At 51.9% G+C, this 18,477-nt stretch carries 15 protein-coding genes; 10 read left to right on the top strand and 5 right to left on the bottom strand.

Going from position 1 to position 18,477, the window contains the following annotated elements; translation table 11 throughout:
• Positions 1-45 precede the first annotated feature (45 nt).
• On the bottom strand, positions 46-1,041 hold the full coding sequence (gene add, locus WKR14_RS00370; RefSeq protein ID WP_101053290.1) for an adenosine deaminase: 996 nt from the start codon (positions 1,039-1,041) through the stop codon (positions 46-48).
• A 198-nt stretch (positions 1,042-1,239) separates the two neighbouring features.
• Between add and WKR14_RS00365 the strand changes: the two genes are divergently transcribed.
• Both WKR14_RS00365 and WKR14_RS00360 read left to right on the top strand, forming a co-directional pair.
• Entirely contained in the window at positions 1,240-3,018 is a 1,779-nt protein-coding gene (locus WKR14_RS00365) for a DUF885 domain-containing protein (RefSeq protein WP_339087194.1), read from the top strand.
• Between the two features lie 67 nt (positions 3,019-3,085).
• On the top strand, positions 3,086-4,099 hold the full coding sequence (locus WKR14_RS00360; RefSeq protein ID WP_339087193.1) for an alpha/beta fold hydrolase: 1,014 nt from the start codon (positions 3,086-3,088) through the stop codon (positions 4,097-4,099).
• On the opposite strand, the gene WKR14_RS00355 is transcribed toward WKR14_RS00360, so the two are convergent.
• Together WKR14_RS00355 and WKR14_RS00350 are read right to left on the bottom strand one after the other, a co-directional pair.
• Entirely contained in the window at positions 4,014-6,500 is a 2,487-nt protein-coding gene (locus tag WKR14_RS00355; protein ID WP_339087720.1) for a putative bifunctional diguanylate cyclase/phosphodiesterase, read from the bottom strand. The genes WKR14_RS00360 and WKR14_RS00355 overlap by 86 nt on opposite strands.
• A 295-nt stretch (positions 6,501-6,795) precedes the next feature.
• A complete protein-coding gene (locus WKR14_RS00350) occupies positions 6,796-8,982 on the bottom strand; it encodes an OsmC domain/YcaO domain-containing protein (protein WP_226565432.1) in 2,187 nt (728 codons plus the stop codon).
• A gap of 363 nt (positions 8,983-9,345) precedes the next feature.
• Between WKR14_RS00350 and hmpA the strand changes: the two genes are divergently transcribed.
• Entirely contained in the window at positions 9,346-10,536 is a 1,191-nt protein-coding gene (gene hmpA, locus WKR14_RS00345; protein ID WP_165564240.1) for an NO-inducible flavohemoprotein, read from the top strand.
• 21 nt (positions 10,537-10,557) lie between these two features.
• Here hmpA and WKR14_RS00340 read toward each other — a convergent pair whose 3' ends face one another.
• Complete coding sequence (locus WKR14_RS00340; RefSeq protein ID WP_339087192.1) at positions 10,558-11,469, bottom strand: cation diffusion facilitator family transporter; 912 nt, start codon at positions 11,467-11,469, stop codon at positions 10,558-10,560.
• A gap of 41 nt (positions 11,470-11,510) precedes the next feature.
• Positions 11,511-11,915, bottom strand: coding sequence for a hypothetical protein (locus WKR14_RS00335; protein WP_339087191.1), 405 nt, complete (start codon positions 11,913-11,915; stop codon positions 11,511-11,513).
• Positions 11,916-12,752: 837 nt separating this feature from the next.
• On the opposite strand from WKR14_RS00335, the gene WKR14_RS00330 reads away from it, so the two are divergent.
• The 7 genes from WKR14_RS00330 to WKR14_RS00300 all read left to right on the top strand — a co-directional run bounded on the left by WKR14_RS00330 (position 12,753) and on the right by WKR14_RS00300 (position 18,477).
• On the top strand, positions 12,753-13,271 hold the full coding sequence (locus WKR14_RS00330; RefSeq protein WP_039035438.1) for an Hcp family type VI secretion system effector: 519 nt from the start codon (positions 12,753-12,755) through the stop codon (positions 13,269-13,271).
• A 157-nt stretch (positions 13,272-13,428) separates the two neighbouring features.
• Positions 13,429-15,501, top strand: a complete 2,073-nt coding sequence (locus WKR14_RS00325; RefSeq protein ID WP_339087190.1) for a type VI secretion system Vgr family protein — start codon at positions 13,429-13,431, stop codon at positions 15,499-15,501.
• A 4-nt stretch (positions 15,502-15,505) separates the two neighbouring features.
• Positions 15,506-16,033 carry a DUF4123 domain-containing protein gene (locus tag WKR14_RS00320; protein WP_101057220.1) on the top strand — a complete coding sequence of 176 codons (528 nt, stop codon included), beginning with the start codon at positions 15,506-15,508 and terminating at the stop codon, positions 16,031-16,033.
• A 1-nt stretch (position 16,034) separates the two neighbouring features.
• The gene (locus WKR14_RS00315) at positions 16,035-16,325 is read left to right on the top strand and encodes a PAAR domain-containing protein (protein WP_025012114.1); all 291 of its coding nucleotides are present in this window, start codon (positions 16,035-16,037) and stop codon (positions 16,323-16,325) included.
• A gap of 10 nt (positions 16,326-16,335) precedes the next feature.
• Positions 16,336-16,515: a hypothetical protein gene (locus tag WKR14_RS00310; protein WP_339087187.1), complete on the top strand. Its 180-nt coding sequence runs from the start codon at positions 16,336-16,338 to the stop codon at positions 16,513-16,515.
• Positions 16,516-16,547: 32 nt separating this feature from the next.
• The gene (locus WKR14_RS00305; protein WP_339087186.1) at positions 16,548-16,688 is read left to right on the top strand and encodes a hypothetical protein; all 141 of its coding nucleotides are present in this window, start codon (positions 16,548-16,550) and stop codon (positions 16,686-16,688) included.
• Positions 16,678-18,477, top strand: coding sequence for a hypothetical protein (locus WKR14_RS00300; RefSeq protein ID WP_339087185.1), 1,800 nt, complete (start codon positions 16,678-16,680; stop codon positions 18,475-18,477). Before WKR14_RS00305 ends, WKR14_RS00300 begins: the two co-directional genes overlap by 11 nt.

Genomic DNA, 18,477 nt, shown 5'->3' with positions numbered 1-18,477 from the left:
AGCCGATGAATGATTCATCGGCTTTTTTGTGTCTTAACCAAACTTTTATGCTTTAGCGGCGTAAAGTTCCCGGCGCTCGCTGTCTGAGAGGAAGGCCATCTCCACGCCATTACGCTGCAGCTTGGCCAACTCAGCGTCGGTGAAGCCCATCTCCTGCTTAACCACACGATATTCATGCTTGATATCTATGGCACTGACGCCTGGATCATCGGTATTCAAGCCAATCAGCACACCGGCTTCCATAAAGGTGCGCAGTGGATGCTCCTGATAGCTGCTCACAGTGGAAGTATGTAGATTACTGGTGGGACAGGACTCGATACCTATCTTATGTTCCACCAGATACTCCATCAATTTGGGATCATGAATGGCATTGACCCCATGGCCTATGCGAGTCGCCCCCAACTCCTTGATGGCTTGCCACATGCTTTGGGCACCGGCGGCTTCTCCGGCGTGAGCCGTTATCTGAAGTCCGGCATCACGCACCCGCTTGAAATGCTCGTTAAACAACTCACCGGGGAAACCCAATTCATCACCGGCCAAATCAACCGCGACCAGAGACTCCCTGTGCGCGAGCAAGCCATCCAACTCCTGAGTACAAGCCTGCTGACCAAATGAGCGAGACAGAATACCTATCAGTTTTATCTTAACTTGATAGTCCTTGAGCCCGGCTTTTACACCATCAACAACGGCTTCCACCACGCCTTCTATCGGCAGCTTGTGATTCATTGCCATGTAGTAAGGGCTGAACCTTAATTCGGCATAATCCAACCCGGACAATGCCGCATCGGCGACATTTTCATAGGCCACCCGCTTTACCGCATCCAAATCGGCCAGCACGGCAACCATCCAGTCCAGCTTTTTCAGGAAAGCCACTAAGCTGGATTCTTTGCCCTGGATCTGTACATAAGGTGCCAAATCCTCAAGCGAGGCCGCCGGCAAGGCAATGCCATGTTGGTGACCCAGTTCCCATATGGTCTCAACCCTGACATTACCGTCCAGATGGCGATGTAAATCGACCAACGGAATTGAAGTATCAATCATAAAAATAACCCCTGTATGAACTACCCCGCCAATGTAATTATTTTTTGGTCTGGGGACGCTTAAGTGTAACACGCCTTTTGTTAGCACCTCTTGGTCTACTGACAGGCTTTGTTACCAAAAGGTGACGTTAAATCTCTGGGGGTCCATCCGGGCTTGAGGCATAATCCGTCATCAAGGATAAAAAAGGAACAAAATCAAATGAAAAAACTCCTGCTCCCCCTATTGCTCACCGGACTCTTGGGCGCCTGCCAAACCCCTACTCATGAAACCAACACGCCAGAAATAGGCAAGCAGCAATCCCAAGCCGATAGCCAGCTCCAGCAGTTAATAACCGATGCCTGGCAGCAACGGCTGGCAGAAAGCCCACAGATGGCCTTCCAGTTTGGCGATGACTCGGCCGCGGGTAAATTAGCAGACTTGTCAGCTGAGGCTCTGGCGGCCGATGCTGCGGCCAATTCAGCACTATTGCAACGGCTAAAGGCGATACCCAGGGAACAGCTGAGCAAAGAAGCCGCCATCAATGCCAGTATTCTCGAATACCAATTGCAGGAGAATGTGGATAGCTTCAGGTTCAAGGCCCATTACCTGCCGATTACCTCAGAGAGTGGCTTTCACGCTTACATTGCTTCTATGGCCTCAGGGCCATTCAAGACAGAAGCCGATTACCGTCGCTACCTGCAGAAGCTGCAATCTCTGCCGCGCTACTTCCAGCAACAGATACACTGGATGCGCCAGGGGCTTGCCGAGGGCATCACTCAGCCGCAATCTGTGCTGAAAGGGTTTGAACAGAGTATTCAGGCCTATATGGTACCAGTGCAGCAAAGCAGCTATTCCAAGCCGTTTGAGACGTTTCCAGAACACTTTTCTGCCAATCTTAAACAGGAACTGAGCCATGCCGGGTACGTCAGTGTCGAGCAGCATGTGTTACCGAGTTATCAAGCCTTCTACGACTTTATGACCGAGGAATATATCCCCGGCGCCCGCCAGAGCATTGCCGCATCAGAGCTGCCCAATGGCCGGGCCTTTTATGAAAACAGGGTCAAGTACTACACCACTCTGAATATGACGCCTGAGCAAGTCCATCAACTGGGGCTGAGTGAAGTAAAACGGATCCGCGCCGAGATGGAAAAGATCATCAAACAAACCGGTTTTAAAGGCAGCTTTGCCGAGTTTCTGCATTTTATGCGCACCGACAAACGCTTTTATGTAGACTCGCCGGAGCAACTGCTCAAAGAGGCCTCCTATATTGCCAAAAAAGCCGACGCCATGCTGCCACGCTATTTTGGCAAGCTGCCACGCAAACCCTATGGCGTAGCCCCTGTACCGGCAGAAATTGCCCCCAAATATACAACCGGACGCTATTCCGGCTCCAACTCGGAGACTGTGGCGGGTTTTTATTGGGTAAACACTTATGCCTTGGATAAGCGTCCTCTCTATGAGTTGGAAGCACTCACCCTGCATGAGGCTGTTCCGGGTCACCACCTGCAGATTTCTCTCAATCAAGAGTTGGAGCAACTGCCCGATTTTCGCCGCTACAGCTATATCTCGGCCTTTGGTGAGGGATGGGGACTATACAGTGAATATTTGGGGCTGGAAGGGGGTTTTTATCAGGATCCCTACAGCAACTTTGGACGCCTGACTTACGAGATGTGGCGCGCCGCCCGCCTGGTAGTCGATACAGGTATGCACACCCAAGGCTGGAGCCGTCAGCAGGCAATAGACTTTATGGCCGGTAATACGGCTCTGTCGCTGCACAATGTCACCACAGAGATAGACAGATATATCTCCTGGCCTGGGCAGGCGCTGGCCTACAAGATTGGCGAGCTGACTATCAAACGTCTGCGAAAGCAAGCAGAAGATGCCCTGGGGGAAAAGTTCGATATCCGCCAATTCCACGATGCAGTATTGGCGCAAGGCTCTGTGCCCATGTCTGTACTGGAACAGCAGATAGCCGACTTTATCGCCTCACAGCAATGAAACCCTGTTTCTGATACACTCGGCCAGTGCCTTTGAGCACTGGCTTTTTTAGATCAGGAAATATTGGATGGTAACGACCCAGGCCCGCAACACAGAACCCGCTTCAACCCAGTCTCAATTGGAGACTTTCTGGCAAGGTGTCACCCACGCCAAGCTGGCGGTGGGATTCGGTAAAGAGCTGGCCTATGGTTATATTTGCCATCCAAAGGCGAAACAAGCCGTCGTCATCAGTAATGGCCGGGTCGAGAGTTATCTCAAGTATCGGGAACTGATCCATGACTTCTATCAGCAAGGTTATAGTGTCTACGCCTTGGATCATATGGGGCAAGGACTATCCAGCAGACTAACCGCCAATCCTCACCAGGGGCACATAGATAAGTTTCAGGACTATGTGGATCACTTGCATAGTTTTGTTGAGCAAGTAGTGGTTTCAAACCAATATGAACAGTATTTTCTAGTAGGCCACTCCATGGGCGGTGCCATAGGAACTCTGTATTTGCAGCAATATCCCCAGAGATTTACTGCCGCAGCCTTCTCTGCACCCATGTATGGGATCCGTTTGCCAATGCCGCGCAACTTCGTGCGTTGGTTGGCGGGAAAACTCAATAGCTATGGCCCGCATACCGAGCCCAACTATGTGTTATCCGGCCATGATTATCGTCCGCTCGCCTTTAAAGATAATCAACTGACCCACAGCAAAAGCCGATATCAAGCCTTACTGGATTTATGTCAGCAACATCCTGAGATCCAACTGGGCTCACCCACCAATCAGTGGTTGATAGAAGCTTTGGATGCTTGCGAGCAGACTATAACCGCAGCCAGAGAGTCAAGAGTGCCAATCCTCATTATTCAGGCTGAGCAAGACACTATCGTCGATAACCAGGCACAAATCGCCGCCCTTGGCCCCAAGGTGACATTAGAAAAGATCATGGGAGCCAGGCATGAACTCTTTATTGAAATCGACACATTACGTGAGCAGGTGCTGAATATTATTTTCAACTTCCTGGCGCAGCATACGGTAACTTACGCCTCGGAGGCCGCAGCAGAGCTGCAAACTCAACCTCAGGCAGAGGCTGACTGAACAGATACCCTTGGAAGTTGTCACAGCCGAGCTGATTCAAAAAGGCTCTTTGTTGAGCGGTTTCAACCCCTTCGGCAACCACTTTCAATTCCAGACTGTGGGCCATTTCGATTATGGCTTTAACTATGGCATCGGCACTGCGCCCAGAGCCAATCTTCTGCACAAAAGAGGCATCTATCTTCAGTCTGGATAGAGGCAGGTTCTGTAGATAACTCAACGAACTGTAGCCTGTGCCAAAGTCATCTATCGCCACGGATATCCCCGCCTTCCTCAACAGATCGATTCGGGTATTCATGATACACAGATTGGTCAACAAGGCGTATTCGGTCAACTCCAACTCCAGCGCATCTGTAGCAATCCCCTGAGCCTTCAGCAAGGCGATAAGACGCTCCACAAACTCGGGCTGATTGAACTGCCTGGCACTGAGGTTGATGGCAATTTTAGGCACCCCAATTCCCCTGGCCTGCTGCTCGCGAATGAAGCGGCAAACTTCAAGAATGACCCAATGGCCAATCTCACTGATAAGGCCGCTACCTTCAGCCACAGGAATAAAATCCGCCGGCGAAATATTCCCCTGCTGCGGATGCTGCCAACGCAATAGCGCCTCAGCCCCAGTCAATTTCCCCTGGGCATCAACTATTGGCTGGTAAACCAAAGAGAGTTGTTGCCGTTCGATGGCATAGCGCAATTCATTCTGGATCAGCAGATTTTGGTGAGCCTTAACCTCCATCTCGGAGTTGTAGATCATGCAGTTATCTCGACCGTCTTCCTTGGCCTGGAACATGGCCATATCGGCTCGCTTCAAAAGCTCCTCGGCATCAATATCATCCTGATCATCAAACAGACAAACACCAATGCTGGCAGACACATGCAGCTGCTTGTCACTGATATTGAAAGGCCTGGCAACCAACTGCCTGATCTCACTGGCCAACGCCAAGGCTCGCCTTGCTGCCGTAGCTCTGTCTTGGGTTAGATCTTTCGCCAGAATAACGAACTCATCCCCCCCGAGCCTGGCAACCAAAGTATTGGCGCTAAAATAGCCCGAAAATCTAGCCGCCAGTTGGATCAATAACCGATCGCCCAAATGATGCCCGAGAGTGTCATTGATAGTTTTGAAATTATCCAAATCTATAAGGAACAGCGCTGCACACTGCTGGCTGTTGCGACAATGCTTTTGCTGCTCATACAAGGCATCCATCAAAGAGCGGCGATTGGCTAAATTAGTCAGGGCATCATGGTTGGCTAAATGGGCCAGGGCTTGCTGATTGCGCACATCATCCGACACATCGGCATGAGTACCTATAATCCGGCAAGGGCGGCCCTGTTCATCCCATTCAACCAGCATTCCTCTATCCAGCACCCAGATATAGTGCCCCTCTTTATGGCGCAAACGGTGAACACTCTCAAACGCCTCAGTTTCACCATTGAGATAAGCCTGCAAAGACGACAACACGGCTCCTTTATCGTCCGGATGCAGTCGGCTTTCCCAAGTAGAATAAAGCCCTTCGAGTTCGTGTGGGCCATAACCTATCATCTCTTTCCAGCGGTCCGACAGAAAAACTTCGCCGCTGGCTATGTTCCAGTCCCAGATCCCATTGCGAGTCCCTTCCACCGCAAACAACCAGCGTTGTTCATTGTCCCTCAATTGCTTCTGGGTTCGCTGCAACTTCTGTTGGCTCCGGTGCAAATAATCCTTTAGCACCCGTATTTCACTGAAAACCCAAGTGTTATCCATATGAAAAGGGATGTTCTCGCCCCCTCTGGCCTGCCAAGCCAGAGCCCTTAAAGGGCGGATTAACATAAAGTGCAACACCAGCATAAAGCCCAAAACAAATAAGGCTCCCAAGCCCCAAACCCGCATAAAACGCAGATTGAGGTCATCAGTTACCTTGGCCATTGCAGGCGATAGATCATACTCGAGATAAAGCAGTTCGGCCTTGCCCCCAAAACTAACGGGAGCCTCGGTGATGACGGGATAATATGCCTGTATTGATAGCCTATCCATATTGGCAAATATCCGTGGCTTTCCAGAATCAACCACTTGCCGGTGTAACGCCATTGAATAGCCATCGATCACTTGCGAAGCCCGACTGTCGCGCCAAACAACATGATTGGCGTAGCGGATAAGACTGGTGTCATCTAGCAGTATGTACACCATGATGTTGAAGTCTGTCGCCGCCAGAGATATCTCCTCGGCCACACTGTCTAAATTTTGATTGTGAATCGCCCTCTCAACAAGATGTTGCATCCTGAAAAGTTCTTTCTCAAGCTGCTTTATCTGGGCCGTAGACGCCTCGGATTCCAAAGACTGGCGTTCATAAAAATACTCTCCGGCAACCAGGCAGAGATAAATAAAAAAAACACAAAAAGGAACAACATAGGCCATGGCAGGCCTTGGCATCTTCACAAATGAAATCCTTGATGTTCATGACAAAAAGGCACACACAATGCTTAATGCTAACGGTAAATTAACCTACAGGCAAAGAGTCTGCCGCTAAAATTGTTTTCATGTTTTGAGTACACATGTTTTGAGTACACATGTTTTGAGTACATAGAGAAGATGCGTTACAGAGAAAACATTTGTGTGCAACTTCTTCTCTAGGTCAAAGTGACGAGATAACTTGAACCACAAGGAACCAGACTAAAAGCCAATGTGGCCAGGTAAGGGGCAAACATGCCCCTTACCTGAACATAATTTACTTCTTGGCAGCCACTCTGGCGCGGGCGGCGTGCAGCTTCTTGTAGCTTTCGATCAGTCGCAGGTGTTTTTCCAGGCCTTCGAGCTGCATATTGGTTGGGGTCAGGCCGTAGAAGCGCACTGTGCCATTGACCGAACCTATGGCGGCATCCAGGGTTTCCTGGCCGAACATGCGTCCTAAGTTGTACCGGTAGTCGTCCAGCTCGAGTTCATCGTCCAGGCTGATCTCCAACACCGCCTGCAAACATTGATAGAAGAGGCCGCGAGCGACGGTATTGTTGTTATACTGCAGGAAGGTTTCGGTCAGCTCCAGCGCTTCTTCCAGCTCACCTATGGCCAGGCAGATCAGCAGTCTGAGCTCGAGTATCGTCAGTTGGCCCCAGACGGTGTTTTCATCAAACTCTATGCCTATCAGGGTGATGATATCCGTGTAGATATCCAATTGGCTGTCTTCGAGGCGCTCGGACAGGCTTTGCAGTTGGCTGTCACTGAGGCGATGCAGGTTAAGAATATCTTCTCGGTAGTCCAGCGCTTTATTGGTGTTGTCCCAAATCAGATCCGATACCGGATACACCTCGGAGAAGTCTGGCACCAGGATCCGGCAGGCGTTGCCTATCTCGGTAAACTCGGCGATGTAGACCTCTTTGCCCATCTCTTCAAGAATCCCGAACAGGCTCTGGCTCTCTTCGGCGTTGCTGCCGGAGAAGTCCCATTCGACAAACTCATAGTCCGGCTTGCTACTGAAGAAGCGCCAGGAGATCACCCCGCTGGAGTCGATAAAATGTTCAACAAAGTTCTCCGGCTCCTGCACCGCCATGCTGTTGAAAGTAGGCTTTTGCACATCGTTTAGGCCCTCGAAACTGCGGCCCTGCAGCAGTTCGGTGAGGCTGCGCTCCAGCGCCACCTCAAAACTGGGGTGGGCGCCGAAGGAGGCAAATACACCGCCGGTGCGGGGGTTCATCAGGGTCACACACATGACGGGGAACTGGCCACCGAGGGAGGCATCCTTGATCACCAGCGGAAAGCCCTGCGCCTCCAGCGCCTCTATGCCGGCCACTATCGAAGGATACTTGGCCAGCACGGCTTTCGGCACCTCAGGCAGAACCAGCTCCTCTTCTATGATGCGGCGCTTCACCGCCCGCTCGAAAATCTCGGACAGACACTGCACCTTGGCCTCATCCAGATTGTTACCTGCACTCATGCCGTTGCTGAGATACAGGTTTTCAATCAGGTTGGAGGGGAAATACACAGTCTCGCCATCGGACTGACGCACATAAGGAATGGCGCAGATGCCGCGCTCGACATTGCCCGAGTTGGTGTCGATAAGGTTGGAGCCGCAGAGCTCGCCATCCGGGTTGTAGATTTCCAGGCAATAGTCATCAAGGATCCCGGCTGGCAGCTCATCGTTGGGGCCGGGCTGGAACCACTTCTCATTGGGATAATGAACAAATTCGGCGTTGGCGATCTCGGGGCCGAAATACTGGTCGTTGTAGAAGAAGTTGCAGCTGAGACGCTCGATAAACTCGCCCAGAGCCGAGCAGAGCGCGCTCTCTTTGGTTGCGCCCTTGCCGTTGGTAAAACACTTGGGCGAAGCGGCGTCACGGATATGCAGCGACCAAACGTTGGGCACCAGGTTACGCCAGGAGGAGATCTCTATCTTCATCCCCAGTTCGGCCAAGGTGTTGGTCATGTTGGCTATGGTCTGCTCCAGCGGCAGATCCTTACCCAGAATAAAGGTGCTGTGGCTGTCATCCGGCTTAAGCATCAGCATCGCCTGGGCGTCCTGATCCAGGTTATCCACGGTTTCCAACTGGAACTCGGGGCCGGTCTGAACCACTTTCTTCACAGTGCAGCGGTCGATGGAACGCAGTATGCCTTCACGGTCTTTGTCAGAGATGGTGTCCGGCAGTTCCACCTGAATCTTGAAGATCTGGTTATAACGGTTTTCCGGGTCGACTATGTTGTTTTGCGACAGGCGTATGCCTTCGGTAGGAATATCGCGGGCGACACAGTACACCTTCACAAAATAGGCGGCACACAGCGCTGATGAAGCCAGAAAGTAGTCGAACGGGCTCGGCGCCGAGCCATCACCCTTGTAGCGGATTGGCTGGTCGGCAATGACACTGAAGTCATCAAACTTGGCTTCGAGTCTAAGGTTGTCGAGAAAATTTACTTTGATTTCCATTGGATAGTTCCGAGTTCCGGCGGGGTTTCCCGCTCGCCCTATGACACTCGCCGCAGCGGTAAAACCAGCGACCGGCTGTGATCTGGGTCAAATTGAGCAAAATTGGGGGAATTATCCGCTTTTTAGCGGCAAAAGTCATTGTTGGCCACTGACGGCGACTTGGCACCGGCACCAGAGAAGCGAACAAGCCAGAATCAGTATCCAGATACGATAAAACATAGACATGCCTCACCCACAAGAGTGTTTTTGCAAACCATACTGAATACCTGATAGATCTAGTCAGATTTTTTATTGATCCAAATCAAATACATGTTTATTTTATCGCGGAACATATAACTTAAATAAATCTTTGAGGTTGTCGTTATGTTGGATCAACACACTATCCAAGTGGTCAAGAGTACTATTCCCCTGCTGGTTGCCGCCGGCCCAGAGCTGACCAAACACTTCTATCAGCGCATGTTCCACCACAATCCCGAACTGAAAGATGTGTTCAACCTGGCTCATCAGCATAAGGGCGATCAGCCGGTAGCCTTGTTCAATGCCGTCGCCGCCTATGCCCAACATATCGACAATCTGGCTGTTCTCGGTGAAGCCGTGGAAAGAATTGCCCAGAAACACACAGGCTTTCTGATCAAACCCGAGCAATACGCCATAGTCGGCAAGCATCTGCTTGCCACCCTGGAAGAACTCGGCGGCGATGCCGTCACGCCAGAGGTACTGGGCGCCTGGGAGAAGGCTTATGGGGTGTTGGCCAATATCTTTATTGGTCGCGAAGCGCAGATTTATGCCGATGCTGCAGGCAAACAAGGGGGGTGGAGCGGCACCCGCACCTTTGTTGTCAGCAACAAACGCCGCGAGTCTGCCGCCATTACCTCTTTCGAACTCACGCCCAAGGATGGCGGCCCTGTGGCCGATTTTAAGCCGGGGCAATACCTGAACATCAAACTCAGCCATCCGGCGCTGGCACATACCGAGATACGCCAATACTCACTGGCGGATGCCCCCAACGGCCGCAGCTATCGCATCGGCGTTAAACGTGAAAACGAAGGATTGGTTTCCAACCTGCTGCACAATGAATTCGATATCGGCAGCGAGCTTGAGCTAATCCCGCCGGCGGGGGATTTTTTCCTGAATACTGAGCCTGAAACCCAGGTTGTGCTGCTATCTGCCGGAGTTGGCCTGACGCCTATGCTGAGCATGTTAAACAGTCGCCTGCAGCAAGACTGCGCCGAGACACTATGGCTGCATGCCTGTGAAAATGGCGCCCAGCATGCTTGTGCCGAAGAGATACGCCGCAAGCAGGCCGAGCAGACAAATCTCAAAGCGCTGACCTGGTATCGCCAGCCGCTTGAGACTGATATTCAGGGACAGGATTATGACCTGAAGGGCACCATGGTGCTGGAGCCGATAGCGGCCATGCTGCCGTCCGAGGGCCAATTCTACTGCTGTGGCCCCATAGGCTTTATGCAGAGCATCAAGGCGCAGTTGCTGGCCCTGGGTATTGAGGAAGCGCAGATCCACTACGAAGTGTTCGGTCCCCATCAAGGGCTCTGATGCAGCCACGCGGGCGCCGCTTCAGGCGCCCTGTTGCAGTAAGCCTTCTTCTTCGGGCTGCTCTTCCAGCGGCTCCACATGGATAAACACCGCCGCATGGGGAATGGCAGCCATCAAGGCCTGCTCGATACGGTCACAAATGGCATGGGAATGGCCAACGCTCATCTCCTTGGGCAAGGTCAGGTGGAAGTCGATATGACGCCGTCTGCCCGCCTGACGGCCACGCAAGTCGTGAAAACCGCCTTCATTGGGACAGTGGTGCGCGATTATCTCGGCGGCCTGGTTCAGCTCCTCTTCGCTGATGCTGTGATCCAGCAGCGGCTTGAAGGCCTGATCCAGCATGCTTATCGCTTCTTTAAGAATAAACAGTGCCACCCCTATAGCCACTATGGGATCCAGCAGCGCCAGGTTATGGCCAAAATAACCGCCCACCCAGATCAGCAGCAGCCCCACGGCGACCCCGAGGGAGGTGAGCACATCGGCCTTAAGGTGCAGGGCATCGGCCTCAAGCGCCACCGATTGCTCTTCCCTGGCCACCCGGTAGAGATAGGCACTAACGCCTGTGTTAACCAGCGCCGACAACAGCATCACCAATACCCCCCAGCCTAGGCCTTCCACCTCTGAGGGGCTGAGCAACTTGCCGACGGCCTCGAAAATAATCCAACCGGCCGCCGCCAAAATCAGCAGCGCCTCAATAACCCCGGAAACATTCTCTATCTTGTCGTGGCCGTAGGGATGATCCCAGTCCGGCGGCACATCGGCGCGGCGCACGGCAAACAGGGCGATCAAGGCCGCCACCAAATCCATGGCGGAGTGAATCGCTTCCGAAATGATACTGACCGAGCCACTGACAATACCCGCCGCCACCTTCATGATGATCAGCGAAATATTGGAGCAGACCGAGATCATGGCGGCCCTGGCTTTTCTGGACATCTATTATTCTCCCTCAATACGGCTTGGGACTTGGACTATCGTCAGTCAAAGGTGATTACCTGGGCTCGTGCGCCCTCGCCCCGGTCAATCAACAGCAGAATCAGGCCAAACAACACTTGTGTAGGCAATAGCAGCACTAGCCAACTGCTCCACAGCAGGCTGTCGTCGACCCGAATAACAAACTTGAGTTGCAACGCCAGCAAAGCAAGCAGCCAGAGCGCAAAACAACGAAAACGGCAAAAGAAGCTGCCAAGGCCCATGAGCCACAGCAACCACATAGGCTCCGGCCACCAACCGGCCCCCTCTGGAGTCAATTGCCCGGGCAGTTCGGCGCCGCTGATATAGAGTTTTCCGACCACTACCGTGTCGCCTATCTCGGCGGCCAGGGTAAAACTCGTGGCCAACCAAGCCATTAGCAGCAACAGACGTGCAGATGAAAAACGCATGCGGGCCCAACCAACAAACCAAAGGGCCCGATAGTGTATGACAATAGAAAAAGTTCAACAATAGCTTATAGTTAGAACAAAAACGGAACCATTTTCGTCCTCATTTACATAGTTAATCTCCGCCTTATGCTGTAAACAAAAGGGGCCAAAACTGTGTCCATTCGCGAGTGAGAGAATGACAAGCAATATTTTCAATACTTCTCTGTCATCAACTTAAACTTAACCTCGCCCATCGCATTAACTTTCCATTAGAAGTTTACTCACTCCCCCAGACAATCCCTAAATAACGGTTCCTATTTGTGCTACACCTTGCAGAACCCTTGTAGCGCAAGGGTTCCCGAACATGTGCTCTTGAAGCCCAGCTCACCAAGCTTGATGTTATAACTGCGTCAAGTTACTACTCAGAAACGATATAGGTGCAATGATCTACTCATCTAGGCAAAAAAGATGCTTACCCTGATCCGTGGCGATAGGAGTTGCAAGCATTCATCATCGATTGGCCGTAACCCATGTATAAACCATGTTCCATAGCACTAAGGCCGTTGGCTCCGGACTCTAGTTATCACCGGCACACGATGACAACCGCTAGCGTGTTTTGATGGTGATATTATGTATCTGTCTTGCCTTGTCATAACACCTCAAAGCGGAAGTTTTTCACATTTAAAGTACGTCATATTGATTGGGCAATTTTTTGCTCAAGTTCGGGCAATTTTTTGCCCAGCCAGTTGGGCTATTTTTTAAACAGTAACGAAATCAATTGATTAAATTTTGGCGCGAAGGTTGCTTTAGCTAGGAAGGTTAATCCAAACCTCAGTGAATTTTAAAAAGGAATTTATCATGCCAACACCATGTTATATCTCTATCGAAGGCCAAACTCAGGGCAACCTCACTGCCGGCGCCTTTACTGCGGAATCCGTCGGTGACATCTTTGTGGAAGGCCATGAAGACGAGATGCTGGTTCAGGAGTTCAACCACATTGTGACTGTGCCAACCGACCCTCAGTCCGGCATGCCTTCCGGTCAGCGTGTGCACAAGCCGTTCAAGTTCACCGTCGCGCTGAACAAAGCCGTTCCTCTCATGTACAACTCACTCTCTTCCGGTGAGAAACTGACCAAGGTCGAGCTCAAGTGGTACCGCACTTCTATCGAAGGTAAGCAAGAGCACTTCTTCACCACCAAGCTGGAAGGCGCCACCATCATTGATATTAACTGTCATATGCCTCACTGCCAGGATCCCAACAAAGCCGACTTCACTCAGCTGGTTGAAGTGTCCATGGCCTATCGCAAGATAGACTGGGATCACGTCAGCGCCGGAACCTCTGGTGCCGACGATTGGCGCAAGCCCATCGAAGCGTAATTCAGTCAACGACTGATTTGCTTGAATGTATGCGGGCAAAACGCTCGCATACATTTTGCTATCTGCTACAAGGTTTTTCCAAGTAGCGTCTCAATGGCAAGAAAAGAGTGATTCTAGCGGATTAGAGTCAGGACGAACTCGAACAAGGATACCGGCTATGTTTTATCTTGGCAGTGGTTTGCGGTTTCATTTCAAGGCAGAAGCGGAGGCGGACGATAGTTTCAACCTGCTGTCGTTTGATTTTGATGAACAGTTGTCCTCGCCCTTCAAGGGAGAGTTGATATTACTGAGCCGCAGGGATGATATTACTGCCGAGCAGATAGTCGATAAGAATGGCGTCTTGAGTATTTGGCAGGATGGTGTTCGAGTCAGACGTTTTCACGGTATAGTCAGCCGCTTTGCCAAGGAAGACTCAGGCCATAAACATACTCAATACAAGCTGACCATGGAACCTGCCATGGCGCGGCTGCGGCTGCGGCAAAACAGCCGTATCTTTCAGGAAAAGTCCCTCAAACAGATTTTCAGCACCCTGCTTGATGAAATGGGTATCAGTGATTATGCCTTCAGTTGGGATGCACGCTACGAGTCGGAAAAGCGCGAATACTGTGTTCAGTATCGGGAGTCGGACTTTGACTTTATCACCCGTCTTTCGGCTGAGGCCGGGGTGTTTTGGTATTTCGAATTCAGTGACGACAAACATACGCTGATTTTCTGTGATGCCACCAGCAAGCTGCCGGCGGCCAAACAACTATTCCCCTATAACGCCTTGAGCGGCGGCGACAGCGAAGTGCCTTTTGTCCGCAGCTTCAGTTACGCCAAGCAACTGGCGAGTGCCAAGGCCGAACTCAAGGATTACAGCTTCAAAAAGCCTGCTTATAGCTTTTTGCAGGATGATATAGCCAATCAGCTCGACTTCCAGCAAGCGGGATCTGAAGTGCTTTATGAGCACTATGATTATCCGGGGCGTTACAAGGATGACGCCCAAGGAGAGCTTTTCACCCGCGCCAGATTGCAGGCGTTACGGAATGAAACCCAAATGGCATCGGCAATGTCCGATATTGCTGATGCCGGTGCCGGTATCAAGTTCAACTTGGGCGAACATCCAGATGCGTCGTTTAACCGTGACTGGTTGCTTGTGGGGGTAAAACACAGCGGGATACAGGGTGCAGCGGCAGAGGAGGGGAACAGTAGCACCCCGACTCAGTATCAAAACCAGTTATTGGCAATTGAAGGGCACCTTCCCTGGTTACCGCTTCCGGCCACCAAACCCTTGGTGACAGGGCCACACATGGCTATTGTCGTGGGGCCGGATAATGAAGAGATCTTTTGTGATGAATTTGGCCGGGTCAAGGTGCAGTTCCCTTGGGATAGATATGGCCAGGCAAATGAGCAGAGCAGCTGTTGGATTCGAGTCAGCCAGGGGTGGGCCGGTGGCCAGTACGGCTTTATGGCGGTTCCACGCATTGGTCATGAGGTCATAGTCTCTTTTCTTGAAGGCGACCCGGACCAACCTATCATTACCGGTCGCACATACCATGCTGCCAATCCTGTGCCCTATGTATTGCCGACCAACAAAACCAAAACCGTGCTCAAGACCCAAACCCACAAGGGGCCGGGATTCAATGAGTTGAGTTTTGAGGATGCCGCCGAAAATCAACTCATCTATTTGCATGCCCAGAAAGACCATAAGCTGGAAATCAACCACGACCAGCACTATCAGGTGGGTAACGATAGAGAAAAGCACATAGGACGGGATCAGCGCCTGAACGTGGGGCAGGATGAGTTTCTGGAAATAGGTCGAGATCAGCAGGCATTGATTGGTCAGGATCAAAAGCTGGAAGTGACCAGAGACAGGCAAACCCTGATCAAGCGTCATTATCGCCTCGAAGTCATGGATCGTCGTCACGAGTACTCCAGAGCCAATCACGATTTGGAAGTGGGCGGCCACTACACCCAGAAGGTTGAGGGAAAGGTGTTATTGGAAGCCGGTGAAAGTGTGCTGGTGCACACCAAGTCGCTCACCCTCAATGGCTCGGAGAAAGTCACTATTCAGGGGCCAGGAGGCAAGATACTCATAGATTCCGGCGGGATCACTCTCGAAGCTCCCAATATCAAGCTCAAGGGGCCAGTGGCTGTGACAACCGGGGCCAAGCCCCAATTGGCGACACTGAAGAGTGCCGCAGAAGAGGGCAACCCGATAGTCGATCTTTGTCCCGATTGCGGAGAATAACAGTATGACTATGGTGAAGGAAAATAGCCTCAAGGCGTTTGGGCCCAACTACTTGGTCTTGGATGCAGCGCTATGCCCAGAGCCCCTGTGGTTTGCCAAAGGGGCCGGAGCCGAGTGTCATAGCCTGTTTGATTACAGGGATCAGGCATTGGTGGATAACGGCCCTTGGTTACTCCATCTTGCGGGACAGGACGAGCTGATAAAACTGATGCTGGAGAAAGACACCCATGGTCACAGCGCGCTGTGGTGCAAGAGTGAGCTAGCCCTGCAGCCACTGAAAGAAGCACTGGGGCAAAGGTTGTATGCCGTCAAGCCTGATGGTGAAACTACTCGTTTTCGTTTCTACGACCCCAGGGTCTTACATCACTATTTAACCGAAGAAACGCAAGCCAGAAGGGATGTATTTCTGGAGCCTTTGGGGTCAGTGCTCTATGCATCGCTTAACCCCTTTCGTTTCAATAGCCATTGGCTGAATTGGCAAAGGGAGCCGGACGGATACGGCTGCCAGGCGATATCGATTAAGGAGGATTAATATGGGGACTCCGGTTGCATTGAAAGGACATCAACATATTTGCCCTATGTTCAGCGGCAATACCCCTCATGTTGGTGGACCGATAAACCAGGGAGAAAGTGCTCTAACGGTCAACGGTATTCCTGTGGCCTTAACCGGGCACAAGTGTGACTGCCAGGTTGGCGGGCCAGATACCCTGGTTCAGGGACATCCGAGTTTGACGGTCAATGGCATCGCCGTGGTATTGCAGGGTGCGTCCACGGCCCATGGTGGCAAAGTCATTCAGGGAGATGCTGCCTTGACAGTGTCTTAAGGAGAAGCGAATGAGCTGGGAATTAAGTCAGGAAATCATGGATGCGATGCCAAACTGGCAAAGGCGAAACCAGATCCATGCCCTCGCACGTCACCTATTATCACTGGAAAGTCCACCAACAGATGAGCAGGCATGCTATGACTGGCTCGAGCAGCAAGTCAGGCTTATCAATATGGATTCACCGAGCTGAGTCATCTGCGCTTGGTGGCCGAGGCCTTGTTTTTGGCACAAGTGTCACTCGATGACCTGGAAGTGAGTGCCATAGTCACCAAGACCGGCTTGCCTTCAGGACGAGCGGCTATCTTGTTGCAGTGGGCCAAAGAGCGGCAAGCGACCGTTAAGGAGTCTGGTTATGAGTTGTAACGCCGATTGTAAATGCCGCAAGGGTATTGTGGCGCTGGTGTTCGTCCCCGGCATTATGGGCACCCGCTTGATGAATAAAAAGAGTGGCGACTCAGTATGGGATCCTGCTGCCGGGGGAAAGTTCAGTGGTCCCAGCAGTACCGCCATGGAGCTGAAGGCCGAACGTGAAGCCGAGCTTGCTGCGGCGCAGGCGGACGATGATGATGGTTTCTTTGAGGGGATAGGTAAATGGTTTAATCGAAAGTGGATAGGGATAAAGGAAAAGGGACGCGGAATAGCGGAAACCGGCCGTAAGTACCGAACCAAAGCCGCCGCCTGGCCTCGGATCAAAGATTTGATTTTTGCCGGTCCGGTACAGCGTAAAGCATTGTTGGTTAATGGTAAAACTAAAAAGAAAGGGGATCCGATAATCGATCGGGATGATCATTTATTGGTGGAAGACCCAGGCACCGATAAGTATTTCAGGGTCTATACCTCAGTACCCAAGTCGCAAGTGGAACTCAAAAAGCGTCGGGGTTGGGGCGAGGTGTTGTGGGACAGCTATGGCCCGCTGCTTCGATATCTTGAGTCGAAGGAGCCGTTATTTAAACGCCTGTATCCCGGGCTGCAATTCCCGGTATTTGCCGTAGGCTATAACTGGATGCGCAGCAATGAATACGCCGGGAAGCGACTCAAGGATAAACTTGAGGAATTCAGGACACAGCTACTCAAGGAAGATAAAGAAGGCGATAACCTGGGGCTGACCAAGGACGATATTAAGTTTGTGGTCATCAGTCACTCAATGGGCGGATACGCCTCCCGCGCCGGCTTTATCCTAAGCGGCTTGGAATCTCAAGTCGAAGCCGTTATCCATGGCGCTATGCCAACCCACGGCAGCCCATCCACCTATTTTCAGTTTCGCTGCGGCGCCGTCGGCCACGGTGCTGTGGGGCAGGTCGTCAAAATGGTGCTGGGCAAGAACGCCGCCGATACCACGGCAATACTGGGCTTTTGTCAGGGCGGGCTGGAGCTGATGCCCAATAAGCTCTACGTGGATGCGGCCAATAAGGGGGAGTGGCTGTTTGTCAATAAGGACCCGGCGAAACAGACAGACAAACGGGAATTGTTGCAGATAGGCTATGGCAGTGGCATTTATGATTTCTACCGCCGTTTCGATGCTTGGTATAGCCTGGTGCAGCCTCCCTTGTTGGCACCCGAGCTGGGCACATCAACGGATGAGCAGTTAATAGAACATAAGAAAGCATTTACAAAACGTATCACTGATTGTGAGAAATTTCATGACCAACTGGCGGCTAACTTTCACGCAACGACCACACTGCTCTACAGCAATAACCCGGACACCAAGGCGTTTGACACCTGTGAGTGGCAATTGCAGAACAGCTTGACCCCGGGGCTGGAGACGGCGGCGGTGGAGCGCTGGCAAGTCATAGGCGATGAAAACCATGACTGGCTCTCGGTCAAGGGCGAAGTCAAGCTGCTGAGCCGCAGTGAGCTGGCCGAGCATGAACGCAAGTTAAAGAGCTGGATGGAGCAGAACCGCTATGGCCATCAGCATGCCCACATGCCGCCTAGGGCTCAAAGCGCCAGCTTCAGGTTGGGTAGCGAGACGGCCAAGGGTGATGGTACCGTGCATGAAGGCGCGGGCAAGTATCCCAAAGGGGTGCAGACTATCGGCTTGGTGGCGACCCAGGATCACCAGGGGTTTTACAATTGCCCCGATGTCAGGGAACTGATGGTCGGTGTGCTTCAGTCTTGGCTGCCGGATATTCACCAGAAATTCAAGGGGTAG

The organism is Shewanella chilikensis (genome assembly GCF_037953065.1).
Taxonomy (GTDB): Bacteria; Pseudomonadota; Gammaproteobacteria; order Enterobacterales; family Shewanellaceae; genus Shewanella; species Shewanella chilikensis.
The sequence above is the reverse complement of the archived record's forward strand: the minus strand, read 5'-3'. Positions and strand labels throughout refer to the sequence as shown.